The sequence below is a fragment of the Streptomyces sp. NPDC031497 genome (assembly GCF_055580905.1).
Genome location: NZ_JBVIKO010000012.1, coordinates 37047 through 58329 on the forward strand (window position 1 = coordinate 37047; position 21283 = coordinate 58329).

A 21283-nucleotide genomic window follows, 5' to 3' on the forward strand; every position below is an offset into this window, starting at 1 on the left:
GCGTCACTCCCAGCCGTAGTCGGCGGTCTCGTCCCGGAAGATCGTGTGCTGGTGGACTCCCGAGGTGGACGCGCCCGGCTGGTTGGAGAACTCGACCCAGGCCGACGGACCGTCGATGCGCACGTAGGTCTGGTTGTTGTCGAGGGTGGTGCCCCCGCTCCAGCCGAGGTACGTCTCGTCGTACTCGGAGACGTACTTGGCCAGCAGCCGCCGGGCCGCCTTCTCGTTGAGGTCGTCCACCCAGGTGGCGAGCATCTTCGTCACCGCGCGCCGCTGCTTCCTTGACAGGTCGCTGACCCGTACGCCCTGGGGCGTGGGGAAGGGGCCGTCGTGGCCCGGACCGAGATACAGGTCGTCGAAGCTGCCGTCGATCTCGGCGGCGGCCAACTGGTCGGCGGTGAGCGACTGGACGGCGGCGATGCTCGCGGCCCGCTTGTCCGCGAGCGGGGCGTAGTGCACGCCGTCCTGGTCGAACTCCATCGGCTCGACACCGGTCAGCGTCGGGGACATCGTCACGTTCCGGCCGGCGTACGTGATGTTGTACGCCGCGTGGTGGCCGCCGTACTGGACCATGAACTCGCCCCTGGTGCTGGGCTTTCCGAAGAAGGAGATGTAGTACCACTCCGAGCCGAAGCTCGCGCCGCCACCACCGGGACGACCCGTCGGACCGCCCGTCGGTGTGCCGGTGGGGGGAGTGCCCGTGGGTGTACCCGTGGGACCGCCACCGCCACCGGGGCCGGTGTTCGGGAGTGAGGCGAGATAGTCGTCGGACGTGCGGATGTCGACGAGTTCCTGGTACCCCTGCTTGCTGAGCGCCGCCCTCATGACCTTGAGGGCGGCCGCCTGCTGTTCGTCGGTGAGGTCGCCCAGCTTGAGGCCGTTGCGCTGTACGACCGGAATCGGGAAGTTGGACCAGCCGGTCTTCTTGACCGGGTCGTCGAAGCTGTAGAGCGCGGCGTCGCGCTGCTCGTCGGAGAGGGTCGCCAGGAAGGCGTTGGCGGCCTTGACCACCTGCGCGGTGTTGGCGCCACCGGCCCCGAAGTGCCTCGCGGAGGCCGGGATCGCCTTGGTGGCGGCCAACTCCGCACCGGACGAAGCCGAGTTGAGCGCGGCGCAGCCGGTGACACCGAGGCTCAGGCAGGCGGTGACGGCCACGGCGGGGCGCACGAGTCTGACGGAGTTCATGGGACTCCCAGGTGTGGGGGGACAACGGCACTCATGGTGGGCGTCCGGTCTCAGAGGGTTGCGGGAGGGGATCGGGAGTCGGGTAAGAAATGAGTTCCGCGTTGCGTGAGAGCCCGGAGGGTTACCTGTGAACGGATTGCGAACTACGCCTGGATCGACTGGAGTTGGCCATGCGGCGGACCGGGTCCTGGTCGCCGACGACGATCGCGCGGTGCGTGAGTCCCTGGCGCGCGCCCTGGAGTTGGAGGGGTACGACGTCGTCACCGCGACGGACGGAGTGCAGGCCCTGGCCCGCACCCGCCGGGACGTCTTCAGCGCGCTGATCGTCGACGTGATGATGCCGCACGTCGACGGCGTCGCCGTGTGCCGCGTGCTGCGCGCGGACGACGACCGCACCCCGCTTCTCCTGCTCACCGCCAGAGCGGGCACTAGGGAGCGGGTGGCCGGCCTGGACGCAGGGGCCGACGACTACCTGTGCAAGCCGTTCGAGGTACCCGAACTGCTCGCCCGTTTACGCGCGTTGCTCAGGAGATCTCCGGTACCGGACCCCGCGCCCTGCTCCTCCGCGTTACGGGTCGCCGCCCTGCGGATCGCCCCCGCCGAACGCCGGGCCTGGTGGGCCGAGTGCGAACTTGCCCTGACCAGGACCGAGTTCGACCTGCTGGAACTGCTGGTACGCAACGAGGGCCTGGTCCTCGACCACGCCACCCTCTACCACCGGGTCTGGGGGGAGAGCGCCGGAGTCGACGCCAGGAACCTCGCCGGTTACGTCGGTTACCTGCGGCGCAAGCTCGCCGGTGCCGGGGCGCCCGAGCTGATCCACACCGTGCGCGGGGTGGGCTACGCGGTACGCCGCCCATGAGCCTGCGCGCACGCCTCGCCCTCTCCTTCGCCGCGGTCGGCGCCGTGGTGGCCGCCCTGGTCGGGCTGCTCAGCTACCGTGCCGCCTCCGACCGCGTCCTCGCGGAGACCGACCGCACCCTGAAATCCGCCACGGTGGCCGTGGTGCGGGACCGGGCGGGGGCACTCGCCGTCGCCGACGCGATGACCCGGGGCCCCGCGCTCTACCCCGGGCCGGACCTGCCGGGCCCCGGCGACGAGAAGGAACGGCAGCTCGTCGTGCGGTCCGTGGCGCCGGACGGCACGCCCAGCCACCTCGGGGGACCGCCCGTCGAGCTTCCGGTGTCCGGTGCCGTACGCGGCCTCGCCGCCTCCGGCGCGCCCGGCCGGACCGACACCGCCGAGTCCGCCGTGGGCGGCCACACCTACCGGGGCCTGACGACCGCCCTGGGCGGCGGCCGTGGCGCCCTCCAGGTCGCCGTGCGGATCGACCAGACGCACTATGTGCTCGGCGGCATGGCCCGGGAGATGGCCGGCGCGTCCCTCACCGTAACCCTCCTGGCGGCCGGTGCGGGCTGGCTGCTCGCCCGGCGCCTCGCGCGGCGCCTGGAACGGCTGGCCCGGACCGCCGAGCAGGTCAGCGCGGAGAGCCTGGGCGGCCTCGACGGGACGGGTCTCGCGGGGGAAGTCGACACCGCCGGCCCGGGAAGCGGGATCGCCGGTGCCGGCGGTCGGGACGAAGTGGGCCGGCTGTCGGCGTCGTTCGGCCGTATGCTCGCCCGGCTCACCGCCGCACGGGAGGCGCAGGAACGGCTCGTCGAGGATGCCGCCCACGAGCTCCGCACCCCCCTCACCAGCCTGCTCACCAACGCCACCGTGCTGCGCAGGGCGGCCGAACTCGCCCCGGACGCCCACGCCCGGCTCCTCGCCGACGTCGAGGGCGAGACCCGCGAACTCGGACTCCTCGTCGACGAACTCGTCCAACTGGCCCTCGCCCGGGGCCGGGACGAGCCCGATGAGCCCGTGGACCTGGCCGAGCTGGCCGGACGCGCGGCACGGCGTGTGTACCGTCGCACCGGACGGCTGGTGCACATCGACTCCGACGGTTCGGTGGTCCGGGGCCTGCGGTACGCCCTCGAACGGGCCGTCGGGAACCTCCTGGAGAACGCCGCCAAGTTCGATCCCGACGGCCGCGAGCCGATCGAGGTGCGCATCCGGGCGGGCGCGGTCGTCGTCTCCGACCGGGGGCCCGGGATCGACACCGCCGACCTCCCCCGTGTCTTCGACCGCTTCTACCGCGCCGACACGGCCCGGGGCCTGCCCGGTTCGGGGCTCGGCCTGGCCATCGTGCGGGAGGTGGCGCGGGTCCACGGGGGAACCGTGTCCGCGGCCCGGCGAGCCGGGGGCGGGGCGATGGTCGGATTCGTCGTGGCGGCGGAGCGGGTGCGGTCGGTGCGGGGCGCCGAGCGGGACAGGACGGAGTGAGCCCGGCCTGCGGCCGCGCCTTCGCCGAGGGGCGGCCACGCAGCCGCAGGCCCGCGCACCTACGTGTCGGATTTCCGCCAGCACCGGCCCCGCCCGGTGGCCGATGCTGGACCCATGCAGAAAGGGACGAACCTCGACCGAGAGCACTGTGTACGGGCCGTGCAGTCGAAGGACGCACGGTTCGACGGCTGGTTCTTCACGGCCGTCCTGACCACTCGCATCTACTGCCGGCCCAGCTGCCCGGTGGTTCCGCCCAAGCCCGAGAACATGACGTTCTATCCGAGCGCCGCCGCCTGCCAGCAGGCCGGATTCCGGGCCTGCAAGCGCTGCCGCCCCGACACCAGCCCCGGCTCCCCGGAGTGGAACCAGCGCGCCGACCTGGTCGCCCGCGCCATGCGGCTGATCGCCGACGGGGTCGTGGACCGCGAGGGCGTGCCCGGCCTCGCCGTCCGCCTCGGCTACAGCCCCCGGCAGGTCGAACGCCAGCTCCTCGCCGAGCTCGGCGCCGGCCCGCTGGCCCTCGCCCGGGCCCAGCGCGCCCAGACCGCGCGCCTGCTGATCGAGACGACCGCCCTGCCGATGGCGGAGATCGCCTTCGCGGCCGGCTTCTCCTCGATCCGCACCTTCAACGACACCGTCCGCGAGGTGTTCGCGCTGTCCCCGAGCGAGCTGCGCGTGAGGGTCCCGAAGAGCGCGTCGAGCGCCCCGGGAGCGCTGTCCCTCCGGCTGCCCTTCCGCGTCCCCCTCAACCCCGACAACCTCTTCGGCCACCTCGCGGCCACCGCCGTACCCGGCGTCGAGGAGTGGCGGGACGGCGCCTACCGGCGGACCCTGCGGCTGCCGTACGGCCATGGCATCGCGGCCCTCACCCCGAAGCCCGATCACATCGCCTGCCGGCTCACCCTCAGCGATCTGCGGGACCTGCCCGTCGCCATCAGCCGCTGCCGGCGGATGCTCGACCTGGACGCCGACCCGGTCGCGGTCGACGACCAGCTGCGCACCGACCCCGTCCTGGCTCCGCTGGTGGACAAGGCGCCCGGCCGCCGGGTGCCCCGCACGGTCGACGAGGCGGAGTTCGCGGTCCGGGCCGTACTGGGCCAGCAGGTGTCCACGGCCGCCGCCCGCACCCACGCGGCCCGCCTGGTGACCGCCCACGGCACCCCGGTCGACGACCCGGAGGGCGGCCTCACCCACCTCTTCCCGACCCCCGAGGCGCTGGCCGAACTGCCCCCCGAATCCCTGGCGATGCCCCGCACCCGCCGTACCACCTTCACCACCCTGGTCGGCCGACTCGCCGACGGCACCCTCCACCTGGGCGTGGAGAGCGACTGGGCGGAGGCCCGCGCCAAGCTCCTCGAACTCCCCGGCTTCGGCCCCTGGACCGTCGATGTCATCGCCATGCGCGCCCTCGGCGACCCCGACGCCTTCCTCCCCACCGACCTCGGAATCCGCCGCGCCGCCCAGGAACTGGGCCTGCCCGGCACCCCGGCCGCCCTCACCGGCCGCGCGGCCGCCTGGCGGCCCTGGCGGGCCTACGCGGTCCAGTACCTGTGGGCGACCGACAGCCACCCGATCAACTTCCTTCCCGTGTAAGGACCTTGCCGTGAAGAACCACACCGTCACCGACAGTCCCTACGGCCCCCTCACCCTGGTCGCCGAGGACGGCACCCTCTGCGGCCTCTACATGGAGGACCAACGCCACCGGCCGCCCGAGGAGACCTTCGGCGCCCGTGACGACGAGCTGTTCGCCGAGACCGAGGAACAGCTCACCGCCTACTTCGCGGGCGAGTTGAAGGAGTTCACCCTCGAACTGCGCCTGACCGGCACCCCGTTCCAGCGCAGCGTCTGGGACCAGCTGAGCAGGATCCCGTACGGCGAGACCCGCACCTACGGCGAACTCGCCGACGCCCTCGGCAATCCGCAGGCCTCCCGCGCGGTCGGCCTGGCCAACGGGAAGAACCCCGTCGGCATCATCGTCCCCTGCCACCGCGTGATCGGCGCGAACGGCGGCCTCACCGGCTACGGCGGCGGCCTGCCCCGCAAGCAGCGCCTGCTGGACTTCGAGCGGGGCGCGGGCCTCTTCTGAACTCCGGGTCCGGGTAGGGTCACGGACGGAACGGGTCTTCGACCACAGGGGTGAGATGGCGGCCAGCGACGTGCAGGTCTGGACCGGAATCGTCGGTACCTTCGCCACCGTCGGCGTCAGTGTGCTCGGAGTCGTCAACTTCCAGCGCAAACGCGATCGGTCGGCAGCGGTCGGCACGGCGTTCAGGGACGTCATGGAGGCCCTGGCGTCGGACAACTCGACCCAGCAGATGGCCGCGGCGATCCTGATGCGCCGGTTCTTCGACACCAACTCGGAACAGGGCGCCGGCCGCACGCCCTACGCCAACGAGGCGGTAGCCGTGATCACCGGACTGCTCAGAGAGTCCGAGACGGGCAACATCCAGAAGGTGCTCGCCGACGGTCTGTGGTACGCGCCCAGCCTCGCCCGGGCCGATCTGCAGGGCTGCAACCTGACGCGGGCCTACCTGGGCCGCAAGGAGGGGGACAGGAAGAAGGTCGACCTCACCCACGCCGACCTCTTCGAGGCCGACCTCACGGGCGCGTCGTTGAAAGGGGTCGTCGCCAGCGGGGCGGTCTTCTACCGGGCCACGCTGGTGGACGCCGTGCTGGCCGACGCCGTCCTGACCGGCGCGGACTTCAGACGAGCGCGTCTGACAGGCGCGAACTTCTCCCGGGCGCGGCTCGGCGGCGCGCAGTTCTCCGGGGCCGTCGACGTACCGGCGGACATAATGGGTCTATTGGACTCGAACGGCAGAGTAGTCAGCGAAGAACCCGTATGAACATCAGCGTCACCGACCGCCCTCGCGTCTTCCTGGGGGCGCCGTCCATCCTCACCCCGCAACAGCAGCCCGATCTGGAACGCTGGGTGGCCTGGCTGGAGCACCGGTCGTGCGAGGTCGTCCGCGTGACCCGGGACAGTTACGGCGCGGATCCCTGGCGTCTGCTGACCGGACTGTTCTCCCACAGCGACGGCGTGCTCCTCCTCGGCTTCAGGCAGCTCGACGCGCGGTCCGCCGTCTGGCGACCGGACACCAAGGAGGAAGCCCGGTCGGCCGATTGGTGGACGTCTCCCTGGCTGCAACTGGAGGCGGGCATGGCCGTGGCCCTGCGCGTGCCGGTCCTGGTCGCACCCGAGACCGAGGTGGAGGACGGAGTGTTCCACCCCGACGTCTGGGGCACCCATGTGCAGGGCACGGCACTGACCGACCCCGGCGCCACGGCTGATCACTGGCTGACCGCCGTCCGCGAGCACCGCGACCGCCGTACGTCCGCCGGACCGGGGTGACCGTTACGAGCCTGCCTCCCCGAGCCGCCGCAGCAGCGCGGGCAGCGCCGTCCCGATCGGTTCCCGGACGATCTCGTCGGCCCGGTCGTCGTACGGCGTCGGCTCGGCGTTGACGACGACCAGGCGGGCGCCGTGGTCGGCGGCCACCCCCGCGAGGCCGGCGGCGGGCTGCACCTGGAGGCTGCTGCCGACGGCGATGAACACGGTGCAGGCCCTGCTGATGGCGACGGCCTCACCCAGGACGACCGGGTCGAGCTCCTCACCGAACATGACCGTCGCCGACTTGAGGATGCCCCCGCACTCCAGGCACAGCGGATCCTCCTCACCGGCCTCGACCCGGGCGATCGCGTCCACCATCGGCCCCCGCGCACCGCACTTGGTGCACACCACACCGCGCGCCGAACCGTGCAGTTCGAGCACCTTGCGGGCGGGCATCCCGGCGAGCTGGTGCAGCCCGTCCACGTTCTGCGTGATGACCCGCACCGGGACCCCGGACCTGTCCAGCTCGGCGACGGCGAGATGGGCCGCGTTCGGCTCGGCCTTGAGCGTCCGGTTCGTGCGCCGCATCTGCCAGGACCGGCGCCGGATCTCCGGGTCGCCCATGTAGTAGTCGTAGGTCACGAGCTTCTCGGCCTCGGGATCCCGGCGCCACAGACCGTTGGGGCCGCGGTAGTCGGGGATTCCGGAGTCGGTCGAGATGCCGGCGCCGCTGAGGATGGCGACGAGGGGCTTGGTCATGCGTTCGAGGGTAGGGCGGGCCCGGTACGGGCGGCGAACGGTTATCGCCCGCCCCCGGGATCATCCCGCGCGGTGGCCGTTCTCCAGTTCCGCGGTGCCCGCACCCTCGTCCAGCACGTCCAGCGCGGTCAGGACGCGGCGGCCCAGGGAGCCCGCCAGATACGTGGTGAGTTCCGCGCGGGGGACCAGCCGCCAGGACAGCAGTTCCTCCTCCTGGAGGCGGATCGCCCCGAGGTCGGCGTCGGTGACGACACCGCCGTCGTAGAGGTAGGCGACGATCGGCGGCCGGTCCGTGCCGTGCACCCAGTCCACCGTGAGCAGCCGGCCCATCTCCCGGTCCAGGCCGATCTCCTCCAGGGTCTCCCGGCGGGCGCCCTGGCGCGGGGTCTCCCCGTCGTCGGACTCGACGGTCCCGCCGGGCAGCGCCCAGCCCTCCCGGTAGTTGGGCTCGACCAGCAGCACCCGTCCCTCGGCGTCCCGGAAGAGCGCGGCCGCCCCGGCGAGGATCCGGGGGAGGCTCGCGATGTACGCGGCGTAGTCGTCAGTCGTGGTCACCCAGGAAGGGTAACCAGCGCGGGCGAGGGGCCCGTCCGGGCGAGCCGCACGGTGCGCTCCGCCAGGTCGCTGATGCGGGCCCCGTCGAAGCCGAAGACCGCGCTGCGGACCGTGTCCTCCAGAGGGTCCTTCCACTGGTCCGGGATGGCCGCCGCGCCGGTCAGCACCCCGGCCACCGAGCCCGCCGTGGCACCGTTGGAGTCGGTGTCCAGGCCGCCGCGCACGGTGAGGGTGATGGTCCGGGTGAAGTCGCCGTCGCCGTAGAGCAGCCCGGCGGTGAGCACGGCCACGTTGGGGACGGTGTGGATCCAGCCGAGCCCCGCGGTCTCGGTGGAGACGGTGGTGAGGGTGTCCTCCCAGCTCATCCGGGTCTCGTGCAGGGAGACCACCCGGCGCACGGTCCGGGCCAGCCGGCAGCCCGCGGGTACGACGGTGAGCGCGCTGTCGATCGCCTGCCGTACGGTCGGCGCGGTGAACGCCGCCGAGATCAGCGCGGCGGCCCACATCGCGCCGTACACACCGTTGCCCGCATGGGAGAGCACCGCGTCCCGGCGGGCCAGGGCGGCGGCCCGGTGCGGGTCGGCCGGGCAGGTCCAGCCGTAGATGTCGGCGCGGATCAGGGCGCCGATCCACTCCTGGTAGGGGTTGTCGTAGGTGGCGGTGAGGGGCGGCCTCAGTCCGTTCGCGAGGTTGCGGTAGGCGGCCCGCTCCGCCGTGAACGTCTGGAGGTACGGCAGCCGCAGCAGCCACAGCTCGCCGACCTGCTCGGTGCTGAATCCGAAGCCGTGGGTCTCCAGGAGGTGCAGGCCGAGAATCGCGTAGTCGACGTCGTCGTCACGGCAGCTGCCGTGGATACGGCCGCGCACGCAACTCCGCCACTCCGGGCGCAGCTCGCCGCCGTCGCTCTCGTCGGCGGGCTCGGGGAGGTAGTCGGTGAGCGGCAGCGCGGCGGCCCGTCGCAGGTAGCGGTCGATGCGTGCCCTGGTCCACACGTCACCCCGCTCGACCGGCTTGCCGAGCATGTTGCCCGCGATCCGGCCGATCCAGCCGCCGAGCACCCGGTCGGCGAGGTCCGGGCCGGCGGTGCCGTCGTTGCCCATGGCTGTGGTCTACCCGATTTCCCAGGTGGCTCCCAGGCCTTTCCCAGGCTTCGGTCGGGGAATGACGGCGAGGGTGTCCTCCGGTTAAGGTCACAGCGGCGCGACTGGCCTTGACAAGTGCGAGGCCCGGAGAGCAAGGGGATACAGGTGACACAGCGCGTGCTCATCGCCGCGGACAAGTTCAAGGGCTCGCTGACCGCCGTGGAGGTCGCCGAACGGGTCACTGCGGGGCTCCGGCGGGTCGTGCCCGGCCTGGAGGTCGAGGCGTTGCCCGTCGCGGACGGCGGGGACGGCACCGTGGCCGCCGCGGTCGCCGCCGGCTTCGACCGGCACGAGCGGCTGGTCGCCGGGCCACTGGGGCAGGAGGTCACCGCCGCGTTCGCGCTGCGCGGTGACACCGCGGTCGTGGAGATGGCCGAGGCGAGCGGTCTCCAGCGGCTTCCGCGCGGTGTCTTCGCGCCCCTGACGGCCTCCACGTACGGGTCCGGGGAGCTGCTGCGGGCCGCGCTGGACGCGGGTGCGCGCACGATCGTCTTCGGTGTCGGGGGGAGCGCCACGACCGACGGCGGCGCCGGGATGCTGTCGGCGCTCGGGGCGCGGTTCCTGGACGAGGACGGCGAACCGGTACCGCCGGGCGGCGGCGGTCTCGCCGACCTGGCCCGCGTGGACCTGTCCGGGCTGGACCCGCGCTTCTCCTCGGTCGACCTGATCCTTGCCAGCGACGTCGACAACCCGCTGACCGGCCCCAAGGGCGCACCGGCCGTCTACGGCCCGCAGAAGGGCGCCTCGCCGGACGACGTGGAGGTCCTGGACGCCGCCCTCGCCCACTTCGCGAAGGTCCTGGAGGCCGAGGTCGGCTCGCGTGCGGTGGAGTACGCCGTGGCGCCGGGCGCCGGGGCCGCCGGGGGCATCGGATACGGCGCCCTGCTGCTCGGCGCCCGCTTCCGGCCCGGTATCGAGGTCATGCTCGACGTCCTGGGCTTCGCGCCCGCGCTGGAGCGGGCCTCGCTGGTGATCACGGGCGAGGGGTCGCTGGACGAGCAGACCCTGCACGGGAAGGCGCCGGCCGGAGTGGCGGCCGCGGCGCGCGCCGCCGACAAGGAGGTCGTGGCGGTGTGCGGCCGCCTCGCCCTGCCGCCGGCGGCGCTCGGCCGGGCCGGCATCCGCCGTGCCTACCCGCTGACCGAGGTGGAGCCGGACGTGGTCAGGTGCATCGCGGACGCCGGGCCGATTCTGGAGCGGGTGGCGGAGCAGATCGCGCGTGACTTTCTCTGCTGAGCGCGGCTTAGATCGGCGTCAGGACGCCCGTCGAGTCACGGTAGTAGCTGCCACTCGTGAGGCCCCACACCTTGTGCTTGTTGTGGAGCCACTGGAACGCGATGTCGTGCACGATCTCGGCGGGGCGCTCCCAGACCACGGAGTGTCCCGCACCCTCCAGCTCGAACATCAGCTTCTCGGGCCCGCCGATGGCCTTGTACAGGGCCGGCACGGAGAAGCGCAGGGGCGGGGGAACCGGGACGTTCGGCTGGGTGTTGGCCGTCTTGTCCAGTTCTCCGTAGACGATGGCGACCGGAACCCGGTCACCGAGGATGTAGTTACCCAACGCGTCCTGGTAGGGCACCGTCTCGTTGGTCCAGCCCCAGGAGTAGAGGTTCCGGAACCGGTGGATGCCCTCGTACACGCCGGGTGACAGCTCCCGGCCCCATGTGCTGCCGACGGGGTCGTTCGCCATCATGGCGGCCCATGCCGCGTCCTCCATGCCGGGTTCCCGTTGGGGTGGGTCGCCCTGTTCCTTGGCCCATGCGGCCCCGAAGCCCTTCTTGTCGCTGACGAACATGGGGAAGCCGTACAGCGTGGGCGGGTCGGAGACCGGCAGCGAGGTGCCCGCCGGAAGGGCGAAGGGGTCCGCGGGGTCGCCCGACCACCGTCCCGCAGGCGGGAAGATGGGGGCGAGCAGGAACAGGCTCTTGACCATCTCGGGGTGCTGGAGGGTGTACGGCCCCATGGACGGCGCCGCGGCGGACCAGCCGATGAAGTCCATCGGCTTGTTCCTGCCGGGCAGCGACCTGATGAAGTCGACCACGGTGGCCAGCTCCGCACATTCGCTGTCGGTGTTGCTCAGCTGGTGCGGGTACAGCGGCGGCCCGGTGTACGGGGGCGACAGCGGATTGGGAGACAGGATGCCGCGCTGCGTCGGGTTGGCGTTGCGGGGCTCGTCCATCTTCGGGCGTGGCGACCGTCCGTTGCCCTGCAGGTCCATCATGAAGACGTCGAAGTGGTGCTTGGCCAGGTCCTGTGCCCAGTTGTAGTCGATGGCCGACCCGGGGACCGTCAGGTCGTACCCGGCGAGGACCGGCACGCTCCTGCCGTGGAGCATCAGCACCGGTTCGCGGGGCTGGTTGCCCTGGGTGCCGTCGTACTCCCGGACGAAGAGGTTCACGGTGTCGCCCTCGTTCGCCGGAAGCTTCGAGACGTGCGGGACCGAGTAGTCCTTGTGCGTGAACGCGGCCATGGCTGTCCTCCGATCCGTAGGAGGGGAGTAATCCCCATCCCCGAATAGGGACAAATCCCCGTAAAGTTCAGTCCAATTCCACCGTCCTCCCCTGTCTCGTCCTGCGCAACTCGGCCCCGGCCAGGGGTGGTTGACCGGTCAAAGGCCAACGCCGTGTGCCCTTGAACCCGAAACGGGTGTGGCCCGAGCCTCGCAGGCTCGGGCCACACCCGTTTCGCGTCGTCACAAGGCTCAGGGCAGCTGCGCCGCCCGTGCCTCGCGCCTGTTGTCGCGGATGTTGTTCACCCGGCGGGCCGTGGCGAACAGGGGGATCACCGCGCCCATCACCAGCTGCAGCGCACAGCCGGTCTGGAGGAGGAGCTGGCCGCCGGGGGCGTCGAAGGCCCAGGCCGCCAGGAGCCCCATCGACAGGACGATCCAGGCCAGCATCGCCCCGGCGAGGCGGCCGCGCGGCTTCGGGTACTCGACCCGGCTCACCATCAGCCAGGCCGTACCGAGGATCGCGAGGAGCGTCGCGAAGAAGGGCAGCTCAAGCAGCACGATCGAGACGACCGTGAGCGCACCGAACGGCGACGGCATGCCTTGGAACATGCCGTTCGGCGGCGTCACGCAACTGAAGCGCGCCAGCCGCAGCACCACCGCGAGCAGCACGACCACCGCTCCGACCGCGGCCACCTTCTGGTACGCGTCGTCGGCGACCATGCCGTAGACGAGCACGAAGTACGCGGGGGCCAGACCGAAGCTGATCAGGTCCGAGAGGTTGTCCAGCTCGGCGCCCATGGGGGAGGAGCGCAGCTTGCGCGCGACGAGGCCGTCGAACAGGTCGAAGACCGCCGCGCAGAGCATGAGGATGACCGCGGTGGCGGCGCTGTGCCGCGCCATGCCCGCCGACTGGTCGTCCCCGGTGAGGTGCGGGATCAGGATGCCGGTGGTGGTGAAGTACACCGCCATGAAGCCGCACGTGGCGTTGCCCAGCGTGAGTGTGTCCGCTATCGAGAGGCGGAGAGAGAGCGGCATTTCCTCCTCGTCGTCGCCGACGTCGTCGGCCTCGGGCACCCAGCCCGCCTGGGTCTCCGGATCAATCACGGTCAATGCGAGTCACCCCAGCCACGGTCTTCTGCCCGACCTCGACCGCGACCTCCACGCCCTCGGGCAGGTAGATGTCGACGCGCGAGCCGAAGCGGATCAGACCGATGCGGTCGCCCTGCTCGACCTTCGTGCCCTGCGGGACGTAGGGCACGATGCGACGGGCCACCGCGCCGGCGATCTGGATCATCTCGATGTCGCCGAGTTCGGTGTCGAAATGCCAGACTACGCGCTCGTTGTTCTCGCTCTCCTTGTTGAAGGCGGGAACGAAGCCACCGGGGATGTGCTCCACCGACGTCACCTCACCGGACAGCGGCGCCCGGTTGACGTGGACGTTGAGCGGGCTCATGAAGATCGCGACGCGGGTGCGGCCGTCCTTCCACGGCATGATGCTCTGCACCACACCGTCGGCGGGGGAGATGACACGGCCCTGGGCGATCTCACGCTCGGGGTCGCGGAAGAACCACAGCATGCCCGCCGCGAGCGCGGTGGCGGGCAGGGCGACGGCCTTCGCGGCGCCGGAGCGACGGGCGCGGAGGAGGCTGACGGCTGCGGTGGCGACGGTCGGGAGAAGCCACGGCGATGCTCCGCGCGCGAGGCGTACGCCGGCCAGGCTGTCTCGATGTGCAGAGGTTTGGCTGTGGGGCATGGATGACCTTCGTAGCGGATGATGCCGCGCGGGAAATGGGGACGGCGGCTTTCCGGGATCGTACCGGTCGGGGGCTGCAACTGGGCAAGCCAGGAAGCCGAGTCGGCGGCCGAAGACCGCTGACGGGGTGTGATCTTCTTCTCGAAGAAAACACCCCGTACCCGGACAATCAGCCCTGGAATCGATACTCTTCGAGCAACCTTCGCCCGATGATCATTTTCTGGATCTCGGCGGTACCTTCGCCGATCAGCAACATCGGCGCCTCACGGTAGAGACGTTCGATCTCGTACTCCTTGGAGAAGCCGTAGCCGCCGTGGATCCGGAAGGAGTCCTCCACGACCTCCTTGCAGTACTCGGAGGCGAGGTACTTCGCCATCCCGGCCTCAAGGTCGTTTCGTTCCCCGGAGTCCTTTTTGCGTGCAGCGTTGACCATCATGGCATGCGCGGCCTCGACCTTGGTGGCCATCTCGGCGAGCTTGAACTGGATGGCCTGGTGCTGGGCGATCGGCTTGCCGAAAGTGTGACGCTGCTGGGCGTACCGGACGCCCAGTTCGAACGCACGCTGCGCGACACCGCAGCCACGGGCCGCCACGTTGACGCGGCCGACCTCGACTCCGTCCATCATTTGGTAAAAACCTCGGCCGGTGACCCCGCCGAGCACCCGATTGGCCGGAATTCTGAGCCCGTCCATGATCAGCTCGGTGGTGTCGACGCCCTTGTAGCCCATCTTGTCGATCTTGCCCGGGATGGTGAGGCCGGCGCGGACCTCTCCGAAGCCGGGCTCCTTCTCGACGAGGAACGTCGTCATCGACTTGTGGGGGGCCGTGCCCTCGGGGTGGCCTTCGTCACTCCGGACGAGGACGGCGACGAGGGACGACGTGCCGCCGTTCGTCAGCCACATCTTCTGGCCGTTCAGGACGTACTCCTCGCCGTCCTTCACCGCCTTCGAGGTGATCGCCGACACGTCCGAGCCCAGGCCCGGCTCCGACATCGAGAACGCGCCCCGGATGTCGCCGGCCGCCATGCGCGGCAGGAAGTGGTCCTTCTGCTCCTGCGTGCCGTGCTGCTTCAGCATGTACGCCACGATGAAGTGCGTGTTGATGATCCCGGACACGGACATCCAGCCCCGGGCGATCTCCTCGACGCAGAGCGCGTACGTCAGGAGGGACTCGCCCAGGCCGCCGTACTCCTCGGGGATCATCAGGCCGAACAGGCCGAGCTCCTTGAGGCCGTCGACGATCGCTTGCGGGTACTCGTCGCGGTGCTCCAGCTCGGTGGCGACCGGGAGGATCTCCTTGTCCACGAAGTCGCGGACGGTGGAGAGGATCTCCTGCTGGACGTCGGTCAGACCGGCGGTCTGGGCGAGACGGGCCATCGCTTACTTCCCCTGTTCCTTGAGCTCGGGGCGGCCCGGCTGCTCGCCGCCGCGCTCCTTGATGTACGTCTCGGTCGGCACCATCACCTTGCGGCGGAAGACGCACACCAGCGTGCCGTCCTGCTTGTAGCCCTTGGTCTCGACGTAGACGATCCCGCGGTCGTTCTTCGACTTCGAGGGCCACTTGTCGAGCACAGTCGTCTGGCCGTAGATCGTGTCGCCGTGGAAGGTCGGCGCGACGTGCTTGAGCGACTCGATCTCCAGGTTGGCGATCGCCTTGCCGGAGATGTCCGGCACGCTCATGCCGAGCAGCAGCGAGTAGATGTAGTTCCCGACCACCACGTTCCTGCCGAAGTCCGTCGTCTTCTCGGCGTAGTTCGTGTCCATGTGGAGCGGGTGGTGGTTCATGGTGAGGAGACAGAACAGGTGGTCGTCGTACTCCGTGACCGTCTTTCCCGGCCAGTGCTTGTACGTCGCCCCGACCTCGAACTCCTCGTACGTGCGTCCGAACTGCATCGCCTAGGCCTCCGGGATCTCGAACTTCGACGTGCGCTGCATGCCGGCGGCCCGGCCCTTGCCGGAGATGACCAGGGCCATCTTGCGGCTGGCCTCGTCGATCATCTCGTCGCCGAGCATCGCGGAGCCCTTCTTGCCGCCCGCCTCGGACGTGTAGTAGTCGTACGCGTCCAGGATCAGCTCGGCGTGGTCGTAGTCCTCCTGGGACGGCGAGAAGATCTCGTTGGACGCCTCGACCTGGCCCGGGTGCAGCACCCACTTGCCGTCGAAGCCGAGCGCGGCGGCGCGCTGGGCGACCTCGCGGTAGCCGTCGATGTTGCGGATCTGCAGGTAGGGGCCGTCGATCGCCTGGAGGTTGTTGGCGCGGGCGGCCATCAGGATCTTCATCAGGATGTAGTGGTAGGCGTCCGCCGGGTAGCCGGGCGGCTGCTCGCCCACCACCAGCGACTTCATGTTGATGGACGCCATGAAGTCGGCCGGGCCGAAGATGATGGTCTCGACACGCTGGGACGCGGTGGCGATCTCGTTGACGTTGTTGAGGCCCTGCGCGTTCTCGATCTGCGCCTCGATGCCGATCTTGCCGACCTCGAAGCCCATGGTCTTCTCGATCTGGGTCAGCAGCAGGTCCAGTGCGACGACCTGCTGGGCCGTCTGGACCTTCGGCAGCATGATGCAGTCGAGGTTCTGCCCGGCGCCCTCGACCACGGTCACGACGTCACGGTACGTCCACTCGGTCGTCCAGTCGTTGACCCGCACCACGCGCGTCTTGCCGGTCCAGTCGCCCTCGTTGAGGAACTTGACGATGGTGTGCCGCGCCCCGGGCTTGGCGAGCGGCGCGCACGCGTCCTCCAGGTCGAGGAAGACCTGGTCCGCCGGGAGACCCTGGGCCTTCTCCAGGAAGCGGGGGTTCGAGCCGGGCACGGCCAGGCAGGAGCGCCGCGGGCGGAGCCGGTTGACGGGCGTGGTCATGCGGGGACCTCCAGGGGGTCGAGCTTGTTCGCTTTCCGGATCTCGTCGACGATGCGGCCGATGATTCCGGTGATGTCGAAGTCCTTCGGGGTGAAGACCGCGGCCACTCCGGCTTCCCTGAGCTGCTCGGCGTCACCATTCGGGATGATGCCACCGGCGATGACGGGTATATCTGTGGCACCGGCCACACGGAGTCGTTCCAGGACGTCCGGGACCAGCTGGGCGTGCGAGCCGGACAGGATCGACAGGCCGACCGCGTGCACGTCCTCGGCGAGGGCCGCGTCCACGATCTGTTCGGGCGTCAGCCGGATGCCCTGGTACACCACTTCGAAGCCGGCGTCCCTGGCCCGTACGGCGATCTGCTCGGCGCCGTTGGAGTGCCCGTCGAGACCCGGCTTGCCCACGAGGAACCTCAGCTTGCCGCTGCCCAGGTCACGGGCGGTGGCGTCCACCTTCGCCCGCACCTCGGCCAGCGCCGAGCCCGCCTCGACGGGGACCGCGACGGGAGCCGAGGAGACCCCGGTCGGCGCCCGGAACTCGCCGAACACCTCCCGCAGCGCGCCCGCCCACTCGCCGGTCGTGACGCCGGCGCGGGCGCACTCCAGGGTGGCCTCCATGAGGTTGCCGGTGCCCTTGGCGGCCTCCTTCAGCCGGTCCAGCGCCTTGCAGGGCCGCGGGTGGTTGAACGGCGGCTGGTAGCGCGTGTCGCGCCAGCGGCCGATCGCCGCCACCACCCGGGCCTCGACCGCCGGATCGACCGTCTGGATCGCGGTGTCCAGGTCGGCGGTGAGCGGGTTGGGCTCGGTCGTCTCGAAGATGTTGACGCCGACGATCTTCTCCCGCCCGGACTCGATCCGGCCCCGGCGCTCCGCGTGCGAGGAGACCAGCTGGGACTTGAGATAGCCGGACTCGACGGCGGCCATCGCGCCGCCCATCTCCTGGATCCGGTCCATCTCGGCGAGGGACTCCTCGACCAGCTGCGCGACCTTCGCCTCGATGACGTGCGAGCCCTCGAAGATGTCCTCGTACTCCAGCAGGTCGCTCTCATGGGCGAGCACCTGCTGGATGCGCAGCGACCACTGCTGGTCCCAGGGCCGGGGCAGGCCGAGCGCCTCGTTCCAGGCGGGCAGCTGCACGGCACGCGCGCGGGCGTCCTTCGACAGCGTCACGGCGAGCATCTCGAGGACGATCCGCTGGACGTTGTTCTCCGGCTGCGCCTCGGTCAGGCCCAGCGAGTTGACCTGGACGCCGTACCGGAAGCGCCGCTGCTTGGGGTTCTCGATGCCGTACCGCTCGCGGGTGACCTTGTCCCAGATGCGGCCGAACGCCCGCATCTTGCACATCTCCTCGACGAACCGGACGCCCGCGTTCACGAAGAACGAGATGCGGGCGACGACATCGCCCATGCGCTCCTGCGGCACCTGGCCGGAGTCACGGACGGCGTCGAGGACGGCGACGGCCGTGGACATCGCGTACGCGATCTCCTGGACCGGGGTGGCGCCCGCCTCCTGCAGGTGGTAGCTGCAGATGTTGATCGGGTTCCACTTCGGCATGTGGGAGACCGTGTACGCGATCATGTCCGTCGTCAGCCGGAGCGAGGGTCCCGGCGGGAAGACATGCGTCCCCCGGGACAGGTACTCCTTGACGATGTCGTTCTGGGTCGTGCCCTGGAGCTGGGTGATGTCCGCGCCCTGCTCCTCGGCGACCACCTGGTAGAGCGCCAGCAGCCACATGGCGGTGGCGTTGATCGTCATCGAGGTGTTCATCTGCTCCAGGGGGATGTCCTGGAAGAGCCGGCGCATGTCACCGAGGTGCGAGACGGGTACGCCCACCCGACCGACCTCGCCGCGGGCGAGGATGTGGTCGGGGTCGTAGCCGGTCTGCGTCGGCAGGTCGAACGCCACCGACAGGCCGGTCTGGCCCTTGTCGAGGTTGCGCCGGTACAGCTCGTTGGACGCCTCGGCCGTGGAGTGCCCGGCGTACGTGCGCATGAGCCACGGCCGGTCCTTCTCCCTCGGCGCCTGCGGCACGGAATCCCGCCCGCCGTCGGCGATCTGACGCTCAGTCATCTATGACCTCGGGTGTCTCAGATGTTGCGGAAGCGGTTGATGGCGTCGAGGTGCTTGGCGCGCATCTCCTCGTCGCGCACGCCCAGGCCCTCCTCGGGGGCGAGGCAGAGGACGCCGACCTTGCCCTGGTGGAGGTTGCGGTGCACGTCGTAGGCGGCCTGGCCGGTCTCCTCCAGGGAGTAGACCTTCGACAGCGTGGGGTGGATCTTGCCCTTCGCGATCAGCCGGTTGGCCTCCCAGGCCTCGCGGTAGTTGGCGAAGTGCGAGCCGATGATCCGCTTCAGTGACATCCACAGGTAGCGGTTGTCGTATTCGTGGTTGTAGCCCGAGGTCGAGGCGCAGGTGACGATCGTGCCGCCCTTGCGGGTGACGTAGACGGAGGCGCCGAAGGTCTCGCGGCCCGGGTGCTCGAAGACGATGTCGACGTCCTCGCCACCGGTCAGCTCACGGATGCGCTTGCCGAAGCGCTTCCACTCCTTCGGGTCCTGCTCGTGCTCGTTCTTCCAGAACTTGTAGTCCTCGGCGTTGCGGTCGATGATCGCCTCGGCGCCCATGGACCGGCAGATCTCCGCCTTCTGGGGGCTGCTCACCACACAGATCGGGTTGGCCCCGCCGGCCAGCGCGAACTGGGTGGCGTAGGAGCCGAGTCCGCCACTCGCGCCCCAGATCAGCACGTTGTCGCCCTGCTTCATGCCGGCGCCGTTGCGGGAGACCAGCTGCCGGTAGGCGGTGGAGTTGACCAGCCCCGGGGCGGCGGCCTCCTCCCAGCTCAGGTGGTTCGGCTTCGGCATCAGCTGGTTGGACTTGACCAGGGCGATCTCGGCGAGGCCGCCGAAGTTGGTCTCGAAGCCCCAGATGCGCTGCTCGGGGTCGAGCATGGTGTCGTTGTGGCCGTCGGACGACTCCAGCTCCACGCTCAGGCAGTGCGCGACGACCTCGTCACCGGGCTTCCAGGCGTTGACGCCCGGGCCGGTGCGCAGGACCACGCCCGCGAGGTCGGAGCCGATGATGTGGTACGGCAGGTCGTGCCGCTTGGTCAGCTCGGAGAGCCTGCCGTAGCGCTCTAGGAACCCGAAGGTCGACAGCGGCTCGAAGATCGAGGTCCAGACCGAGTTGTAGTTGACGCTCGATGCCATGACGGCCACCAGGGCCTCGCCCGGGCCCAGCTCGGGCAGGGCCACCTCGTCGAGGTGGGTGGACTTGCGCGGGTCCTTGTCGCGGGTCTCCAGGCCCGCGAACATCTCCGTCTCGTCCTTGTGCACGGTGATCGCCCGGTACGACTCCGGGAGGGGCAGGGCGGCGAAGTCGGCCGGCGTCGAGTCCGGCGACTGGATCGCGTCGAGAATGGCCTGAGTGGTCACGGTGTTGCCTCCGGCGGTGTACGCCCCTGAGGGAAGGGGCGCTGAGGGGTACGTCGGGTGCTGCTGAGGGTTTTGGGAAGGTGCCGTCGGTTCGGCGTGGGTGGTGCTTCGGCAGCGCTTTGTGGCGCGGGAGGTTGCCTGTGACGCAGGCGTCCGGCGGGCGGGCTGGTGGGCTCGCCGGGACAGGCCGGACACCCATCAACGTATGACACCGCGTGTCAGGTGGCAAGGCACTGAGTGCCAGAACTTGCTCTCAGATGAAATCTTTACGTAACAAATGAGCGATGATCGATCAAAGCTACCGGCCGGTAGGGTACGGTGTCCCGACTTGCGGAGGTCGTCCGGATGTCAGAGCGGCTCGGCAGTCCGGTCCGAGCGGTGACCCGGCACGCAGTGCCATCGCGTGCGGCAGCCGGAACCGGCCCTCAGGGCCGATCGAGTGACGGGGAACGCCTCCCCGTGACGTGGCGGCGGGATTCTCACCGACCAGGCGTGGACGCGCCCAGAGAGGGGCGCGGGGCTGTGTCGATCCGCGGCTCCGCCGCGGCTACGGCGAGCCACGACGATGCCGCAGCCGCCGGTGGGGCGCGTCGTGGCACCCCCTCAGGCGCTCAACGCTCCTTCAGCGCCTGTTCGATGGTGCGCATCACCTCGTCGAGCGGGGCGTCGGTCCTGGCCACCGTCACCAGTACCTCTCCCTGCGAGGCCACGGTGGCCGGCGCGGCGGACCGGGGCGGGGTCTCCCGTCCCGCTCCGATCCCCGTCCCGAACGTCTTCCGTACGATCGAGAAGGCGTGGTCCAGCTGCGCCTCCACGTCGCCCTGCCCGCCGGCCCGCAGCCAGCGCCGCAGCACGTGGTTGTGGGCGGTGACCACCGCCGACGCGGCGACCTCGGCCAGCAGTGGGTCGTCGTTCGCGTCGTCCGCGTGCGCGTGCTCGTCGAAGTGGCCGAGGAGGTAGCGGGTGAAGAGGCGCTCGTAGCGGGCCACGGAGGCGATCTCGGCCTCGCGGAGGGTGGGCACCTCGCGGGTGAGCTTGTAGCGGGCGACCGAGATGTCCGGCCGGGCCGCGTACATCTTCATGACTTCCTTGATGCCACGGCACACCGTGTCGAGCGGGTGCTCGTGGGCCGGGGCCGCGTTGAGCACGGCCTCCGCGCGGATCAGCGTGTCGTCGTGGTCCGGGAAGATCGCCTCTTCCTTGGAGCGGAAGTGGCGGAAGAAGGTGCGGCGGGCGACCCCGGCCGCGGCCGCGATCTCGTCGACGGTGGTCGCCTCGTAGCCCTTGGTCGCGAACAGCTCCATCGCGGCGGCCGCCAGTTCTCGGCGCATCTTGAGCCGCTGGGCGGCCGCGCGACTGCCTGCGGCACTTTCCGGCGCGTCGGGCGTGGCTGGTGTACGTGAGGACCTGGCGGGCTGGGGCATGACCCGAACGTACTGCATGTGCGCAGCTTGATGGGCATGTCCGGGGTTTCCCCCGGCTGTGAGAGAC

General features: G+C 70.4%; 20 protein-coding genes. 7 read left to right on the forward strand and 13 right to left on the reverse strand.

The window, feature by feature from the left end; all coding sequences use genetic code 11:
* Positions 1 to 3 precede the first annotated feature (3 nt).
* Positions 4 to 1185 (reverse strand): DUF3500 domain-containing protein, encoded by a 1182-nt coding sequence (locus ACZ5K7_RS24770; protein WP_468916190.1) that lies wholly within the window; start codon positions 1183 to 1185, stop codon positions 4 to 6.
* A 136-nt stretch (positions 1186 to 1321) separates the two neighbouring features.
* On the opposite strand from ACZ5K7_RS24770, the gene ACZ5K7_RS24775 reads away from it, so the two are divergent.
* The 6 genes from ACZ5K7_RS24775 to ACZ5K7_RS24800 all read left to right on the forward strand — a co-directional run bounded on the left by ACZ5K7_RS24775 (position 1322) and on the right by ACZ5K7_RS24800 (position 6862).
* Positions 1322 to 2047, forward strand: coding sequence for a response regulator transcription factor (locus ACZ5K7_RS24775; RefSeq protein WP_468916558.1), 726 nt, complete (start codon positions 1322 to 1324; stop codon positions 2045 to 2047).
* Positions 2044 to 3510 (forward strand): sensor histidine kinase, encoded by a 1467-nt coding sequence (locus tag ACZ5K7_RS24780; protein WP_468916192.1) that lies wholly within the window; start codon positions 2044 to 2046, stop codon positions 3508 to 3510. Before ACZ5K7_RS24775 ends, ACZ5K7_RS24780 begins: the two co-directional genes overlap by 4 nt.
* A 114-nt stretch (positions 3511 to 3624) precedes the next feature.
* Positions 3625 to 5103: an AlkA N-terminal domain-containing protein gene (locus tag ACZ5K7_RS24785; RefSeq protein WP_468916195.1), complete on the forward strand. Its 1479-nt coding sequence runs from the start codon at positions 3625 to 3627 to the stop codon at positions 5101 to 5103.
* A gap of 10 nt (positions 5104 to 5113) precedes the next feature.
* Complete coding sequence (locus tag ACZ5K7_RS24790) at positions 5114 to 5596, forward strand: methylated-DNA--[protein]-cysteine S-methyltransferase (RefSeq protein ID WP_351698930.1); 483 nt, start codon at positions 5114 to 5116, stop codon at positions 5594 to 5596.
* A gap of 55 nt (positions 5597 to 5651) precedes the next feature.
* Positions 5652 to 6356, forward strand: coding sequence for a pentapeptide repeat-containing protein (locus ACZ5K7_RS24795; protein ID WP_351698932.1), 705 nt, complete (start codon positions 5652 to 5654; stop codon positions 6354 to 6356).
* Complete coding sequence (locus ACZ5K7_RS24800; RefSeq protein WP_468916199.1) at positions 6353 to 6862, forward strand: hypothetical protein; 510 nt, start codon at positions 6353 to 6355, stop codon at positions 6860 to 6862. Before ACZ5K7_RS24795 ends, ACZ5K7_RS24800 begins: the two co-directional genes overlap by 4 nt.
* A 3-nt stretch (positions 6863 to 6865) precedes the next feature.
* Here the strand turns inward: ACZ5K7_RS24800 and ACZ5K7_RS24805 are convergent, their stop codons facing one another.
* The 3 genes from ACZ5K7_RS24805 to ACZ5K7_RS24815 are packed head-to-tail and all read right to left on the reverse strand — an operon-like array spanning position 6866 to position 9255.
* Positions 6866 to 7600: an SIR2 family NAD-dependent protein deacylase gene (locus tag ACZ5K7_RS24805; RefSeq protein WP_351698936.1), complete on the reverse strand. Its 735-nt coding sequence runs from the start codon at positions 7598 to 7600 to the stop codon at positions 6866 to 6868.
* 60 nt (positions 7601 to 7660) lie between these two features.
* The gene (locus ACZ5K7_RS24810) at positions 7661 to 8155 is read right to left on the reverse strand and encodes an NUDIX hydrolase (protein WP_351698938.1); all 495 of its coding nucleotides are present in this window, start codon (positions 8153 to 8155) and stop codon (positions 7661 to 7663) included.
* Positions 8152 to 9255 (reverse strand): ADP-ribosylglycohydrolase family protein, encoded by a 1104-nt coding sequence (locus ACZ5K7_RS24815; protein ID WP_468916204.1) that lies wholly within the window; start codon positions 9253 to 9255, stop codon positions 8152 to 8154. Before ACZ5K7_RS24815 ends, ACZ5K7_RS24810 begins: the two co-directional genes overlap by 4 nt.
* A gap of 159 nt (positions 9256 to 9414) precedes the next feature.
* On the opposite strand from ACZ5K7_RS24815, the gene ACZ5K7_RS24820 reads away from it, so the two are divergent.
* Entirely contained in the window at positions 9415 to 10533 is a 1119-nt protein-coding gene (locus ACZ5K7_RS24820; protein WP_468916561.1) for a glycerate kinase, read from the forward strand.
* A gap of 7 nt (positions 10534 to 10540) precedes the next feature.
* Here the strand turns inward: ACZ5K7_RS24820 and ACZ5K7_RS24825 are convergent, their stop codons facing one another.
* The 9 genes from ACZ5K7_RS24825 to ACZ5K7_RS24865 all read right to left on the reverse strand — a co-directional run bounded on the left by ACZ5K7_RS24825 (position 10541) and on the right by ACZ5K7_RS24865 (position 21234).
* Entirely contained in the window at positions 10541 to 11767 is a 1227-nt protein-coding gene (locus ACZ5K7_RS24825) for an alpha/beta fold hydrolase (protein ID WP_468916207.1), read from the reverse strand.
* A 231-nt stretch (positions 11768 to 11998) separates the two neighbouring features.
* Positions 11999 to 12823 carry a CDP-diacylglycerol--serine O-phosphatidyltransferase gene (gene pssA, locus ACZ5K7_RS24830; RefSeq protein ID WP_351699429.1) on the reverse strand — a complete coding sequence of 275 codons (825 nt, stop codon included), beginning with the start codon at positions 12821 to 12823 and terminating at the stop codon, positions 11999 to 12001.
* 22 nt (positions 12824 to 12845) lie between these two features.
* Positions 12846 to 13502, reverse strand: a complete 657-nt coding sequence (locus tag ACZ5K7_RS24835; RefSeq protein ID WP_351698945.1) for a phosphatidylserine decarboxylase — start codon at positions 13500 to 13502, stop codon at positions 12846 to 12848.
* 169 nt (positions 13503 to 13671) lie between these two features.
* A complete protein-coding gene (locus ACZ5K7_RS24840) occupies positions 13672 to 14877 on the reverse strand; it encodes an acyl-CoA dehydrogenase family protein (RefSeq protein WP_468916210.1) in 1206 nt (401 codons plus the stop codon).
* Positions 14878 to 14880: 3 nt separating this feature from the next.
* Positions 14881 to 15393, reverse strand: coding sequence for a MaoC family dehydratase (locus ACZ5K7_RS24845; protein WP_468916212.1), 513 nt, complete (start codon positions 15391 to 15393; stop codon positions 14881 to 14883).
* Between the two features lie 3 nt (positions 15394 to 15396).
* Positions 15397 to 16362 carry an HpcH/HpaI aldolase/citrate lyase family protein gene (locus ACZ5K7_RS24850; protein WP_301646633.1) on the reverse strand — a complete coding sequence of 322 codons (966 nt, stop codon included), beginning with the start codon at positions 16360 to 16362 and terminating at the stop codon, positions 15397 to 15399.
* Positions 16359 to 18431 (reverse strand): protein meaA, encoded by a 2073-nt coding sequence (locus tag ACZ5K7_RS24855; RefSeq protein WP_351698951.1) that lies wholly within the window; start codon positions 18429 to 18431, stop codon positions 16359 to 16361. The genes ACZ5K7_RS24850 and ACZ5K7_RS24855 overlap by 4 nt, the downstream gene beginning before the upstream one ends.
* Positions 18432 to 18448: 17 nt before the next feature.
* The gene (gene ccrA, locus ACZ5K7_RS24860; RefSeq protein ID WP_351698953.1) at positions 18449 to 19792 is read right to left on the reverse strand and encodes a crotonyl-CoA carboxylase/reductase; all 1344 of its coding nucleotides are present in this window, start codon (positions 19790 to 19792) and stop codon (positions 18449 to 18451) included.
* Positions 19793 to 20403: 611 nt separating this feature from the next.
* Positions 20404 to 21234: a TetR family transcriptional regulator gene (locus tag ACZ5K7_RS24865; protein ID WP_351698955.1), complete on the reverse strand. Its 831-nt coding sequence runs from the start codon at positions 21232 to 21234 to the stop codon at positions 20404 to 20406.
* Positions 21235 to 21283 lie beyond the last annotated feature (49 nt).

What these genes read in the sequence shown, in the direction of transcription:
- ACZ5K7_RS24865 (WP_351698955.1), bottom strand. Translation starts at nt 21,234, where the DNA reads ATGCAGTACGTTCGGGTCATGCCCCAGCCCGCCAGGTCCTCACGTACA.
- ACZ5K7_RS24840 (WP_468916210.1), bottom strand. Translation starts at nt 14,877, where the DNA reads ATGGCCCGTCTCGCCCAGACCGCCGGTCTGACCGACGTCCAGCAGGAG.
- ACZ5K7_RS24800 (WP_468916199.1), top strand. Translation starts at nt 6,353, where the DNA reads ATGAACATCAGCGTCACCGACCGCCCTCGCGTCTTCCTGGGGGCGCCG.
- ACZ5K7_RS24785 (WP_468916195.1), top strand. Translation starts at nt 3,625, where the DNA reads ATGCAGAAAGGGACGAACCTCGACCGAGAGCACTGTGTACGGGCCGTG.
- ACZ5K7_RS24770 (WP_468916190.1), bottom strand. Translation starts at nt 1,185, where the DNA reads ATGAACTCCGTCAGACTCGTGCGCCCCGCCGTGGCCGTCACCGCCTGC.
- ACZ5K7_RS24825 (WP_468916207.1), bottom strand. Translation starts at nt 11,767, where the DNA reads ATGGCCGCGTTCACGCACAAGGACTACTCGGTCCCGCACGTCTCGAAG.
- ACZ5K7_RS24795 (WP_351698932.1), top strand. Translation starts at nt 5,652, where the DNA reads ATGGCGGCCAGCGACGTGCAGGTCTGGACCGGAATCGTCGGTACCTTC.
- ACZ5K7_RS24815 (WP_468916204.1), bottom strand. Translation starts at nt 9,255, where the DNA reads ATGGGCAACGACGGCACCGCCGGCCCGGACCTCGCCGACCGGGTGCTC.
- ACZ5K7_RS24805 (WP_351698936.1), bottom strand. Translation starts at nt 7,600, where the DNA reads ATGACCAAGCCCCTCGTCGCCATCCTCAGCGGCGCCGGCATCTCGACC.
- ACZ5K7_RS24855 (WP_351698951.1), bottom strand. Translation starts at nt 18,431, where the DNA reads ATGACTGAGCGTCAGATCGCCGACGGCGGGCGGGATTCCGTGCCGCAG.
- ACZ5K7_RS24850 (WP_301646633.1), bottom strand. Translation starts at nt 16,362, where the DNA reads ATGACCACGCCCGTCAACCGGCTCCGCCCGCGGCGCTCCTGCCTGGCC.
- ACZ5K7_RS24845 (WP_468916212.1), bottom strand. Translation starts at nt 15,393, where the DNA reads ATGCAGTTCGGACGCACGTACGAGGAGTTCGAGGTCGGGGCGACGTAC.
- ACZ5K7_RS24780 (WP_468916192.1), top strand. Translation starts at nt 2,044, where the DNA reads ATGAGCCTGCGCGCACGCCTCGCCCTCTCCTTCGCCGCGGTCGGCGCC.
- ACZ5K7_RS24835 (WP_351698945.1), bottom strand. Translation starts at nt 13,502, where the DNA reads ATGCCCCACAGCCAAACCTCTGCACATCGAGACAGCCTGGCCGGCGTA.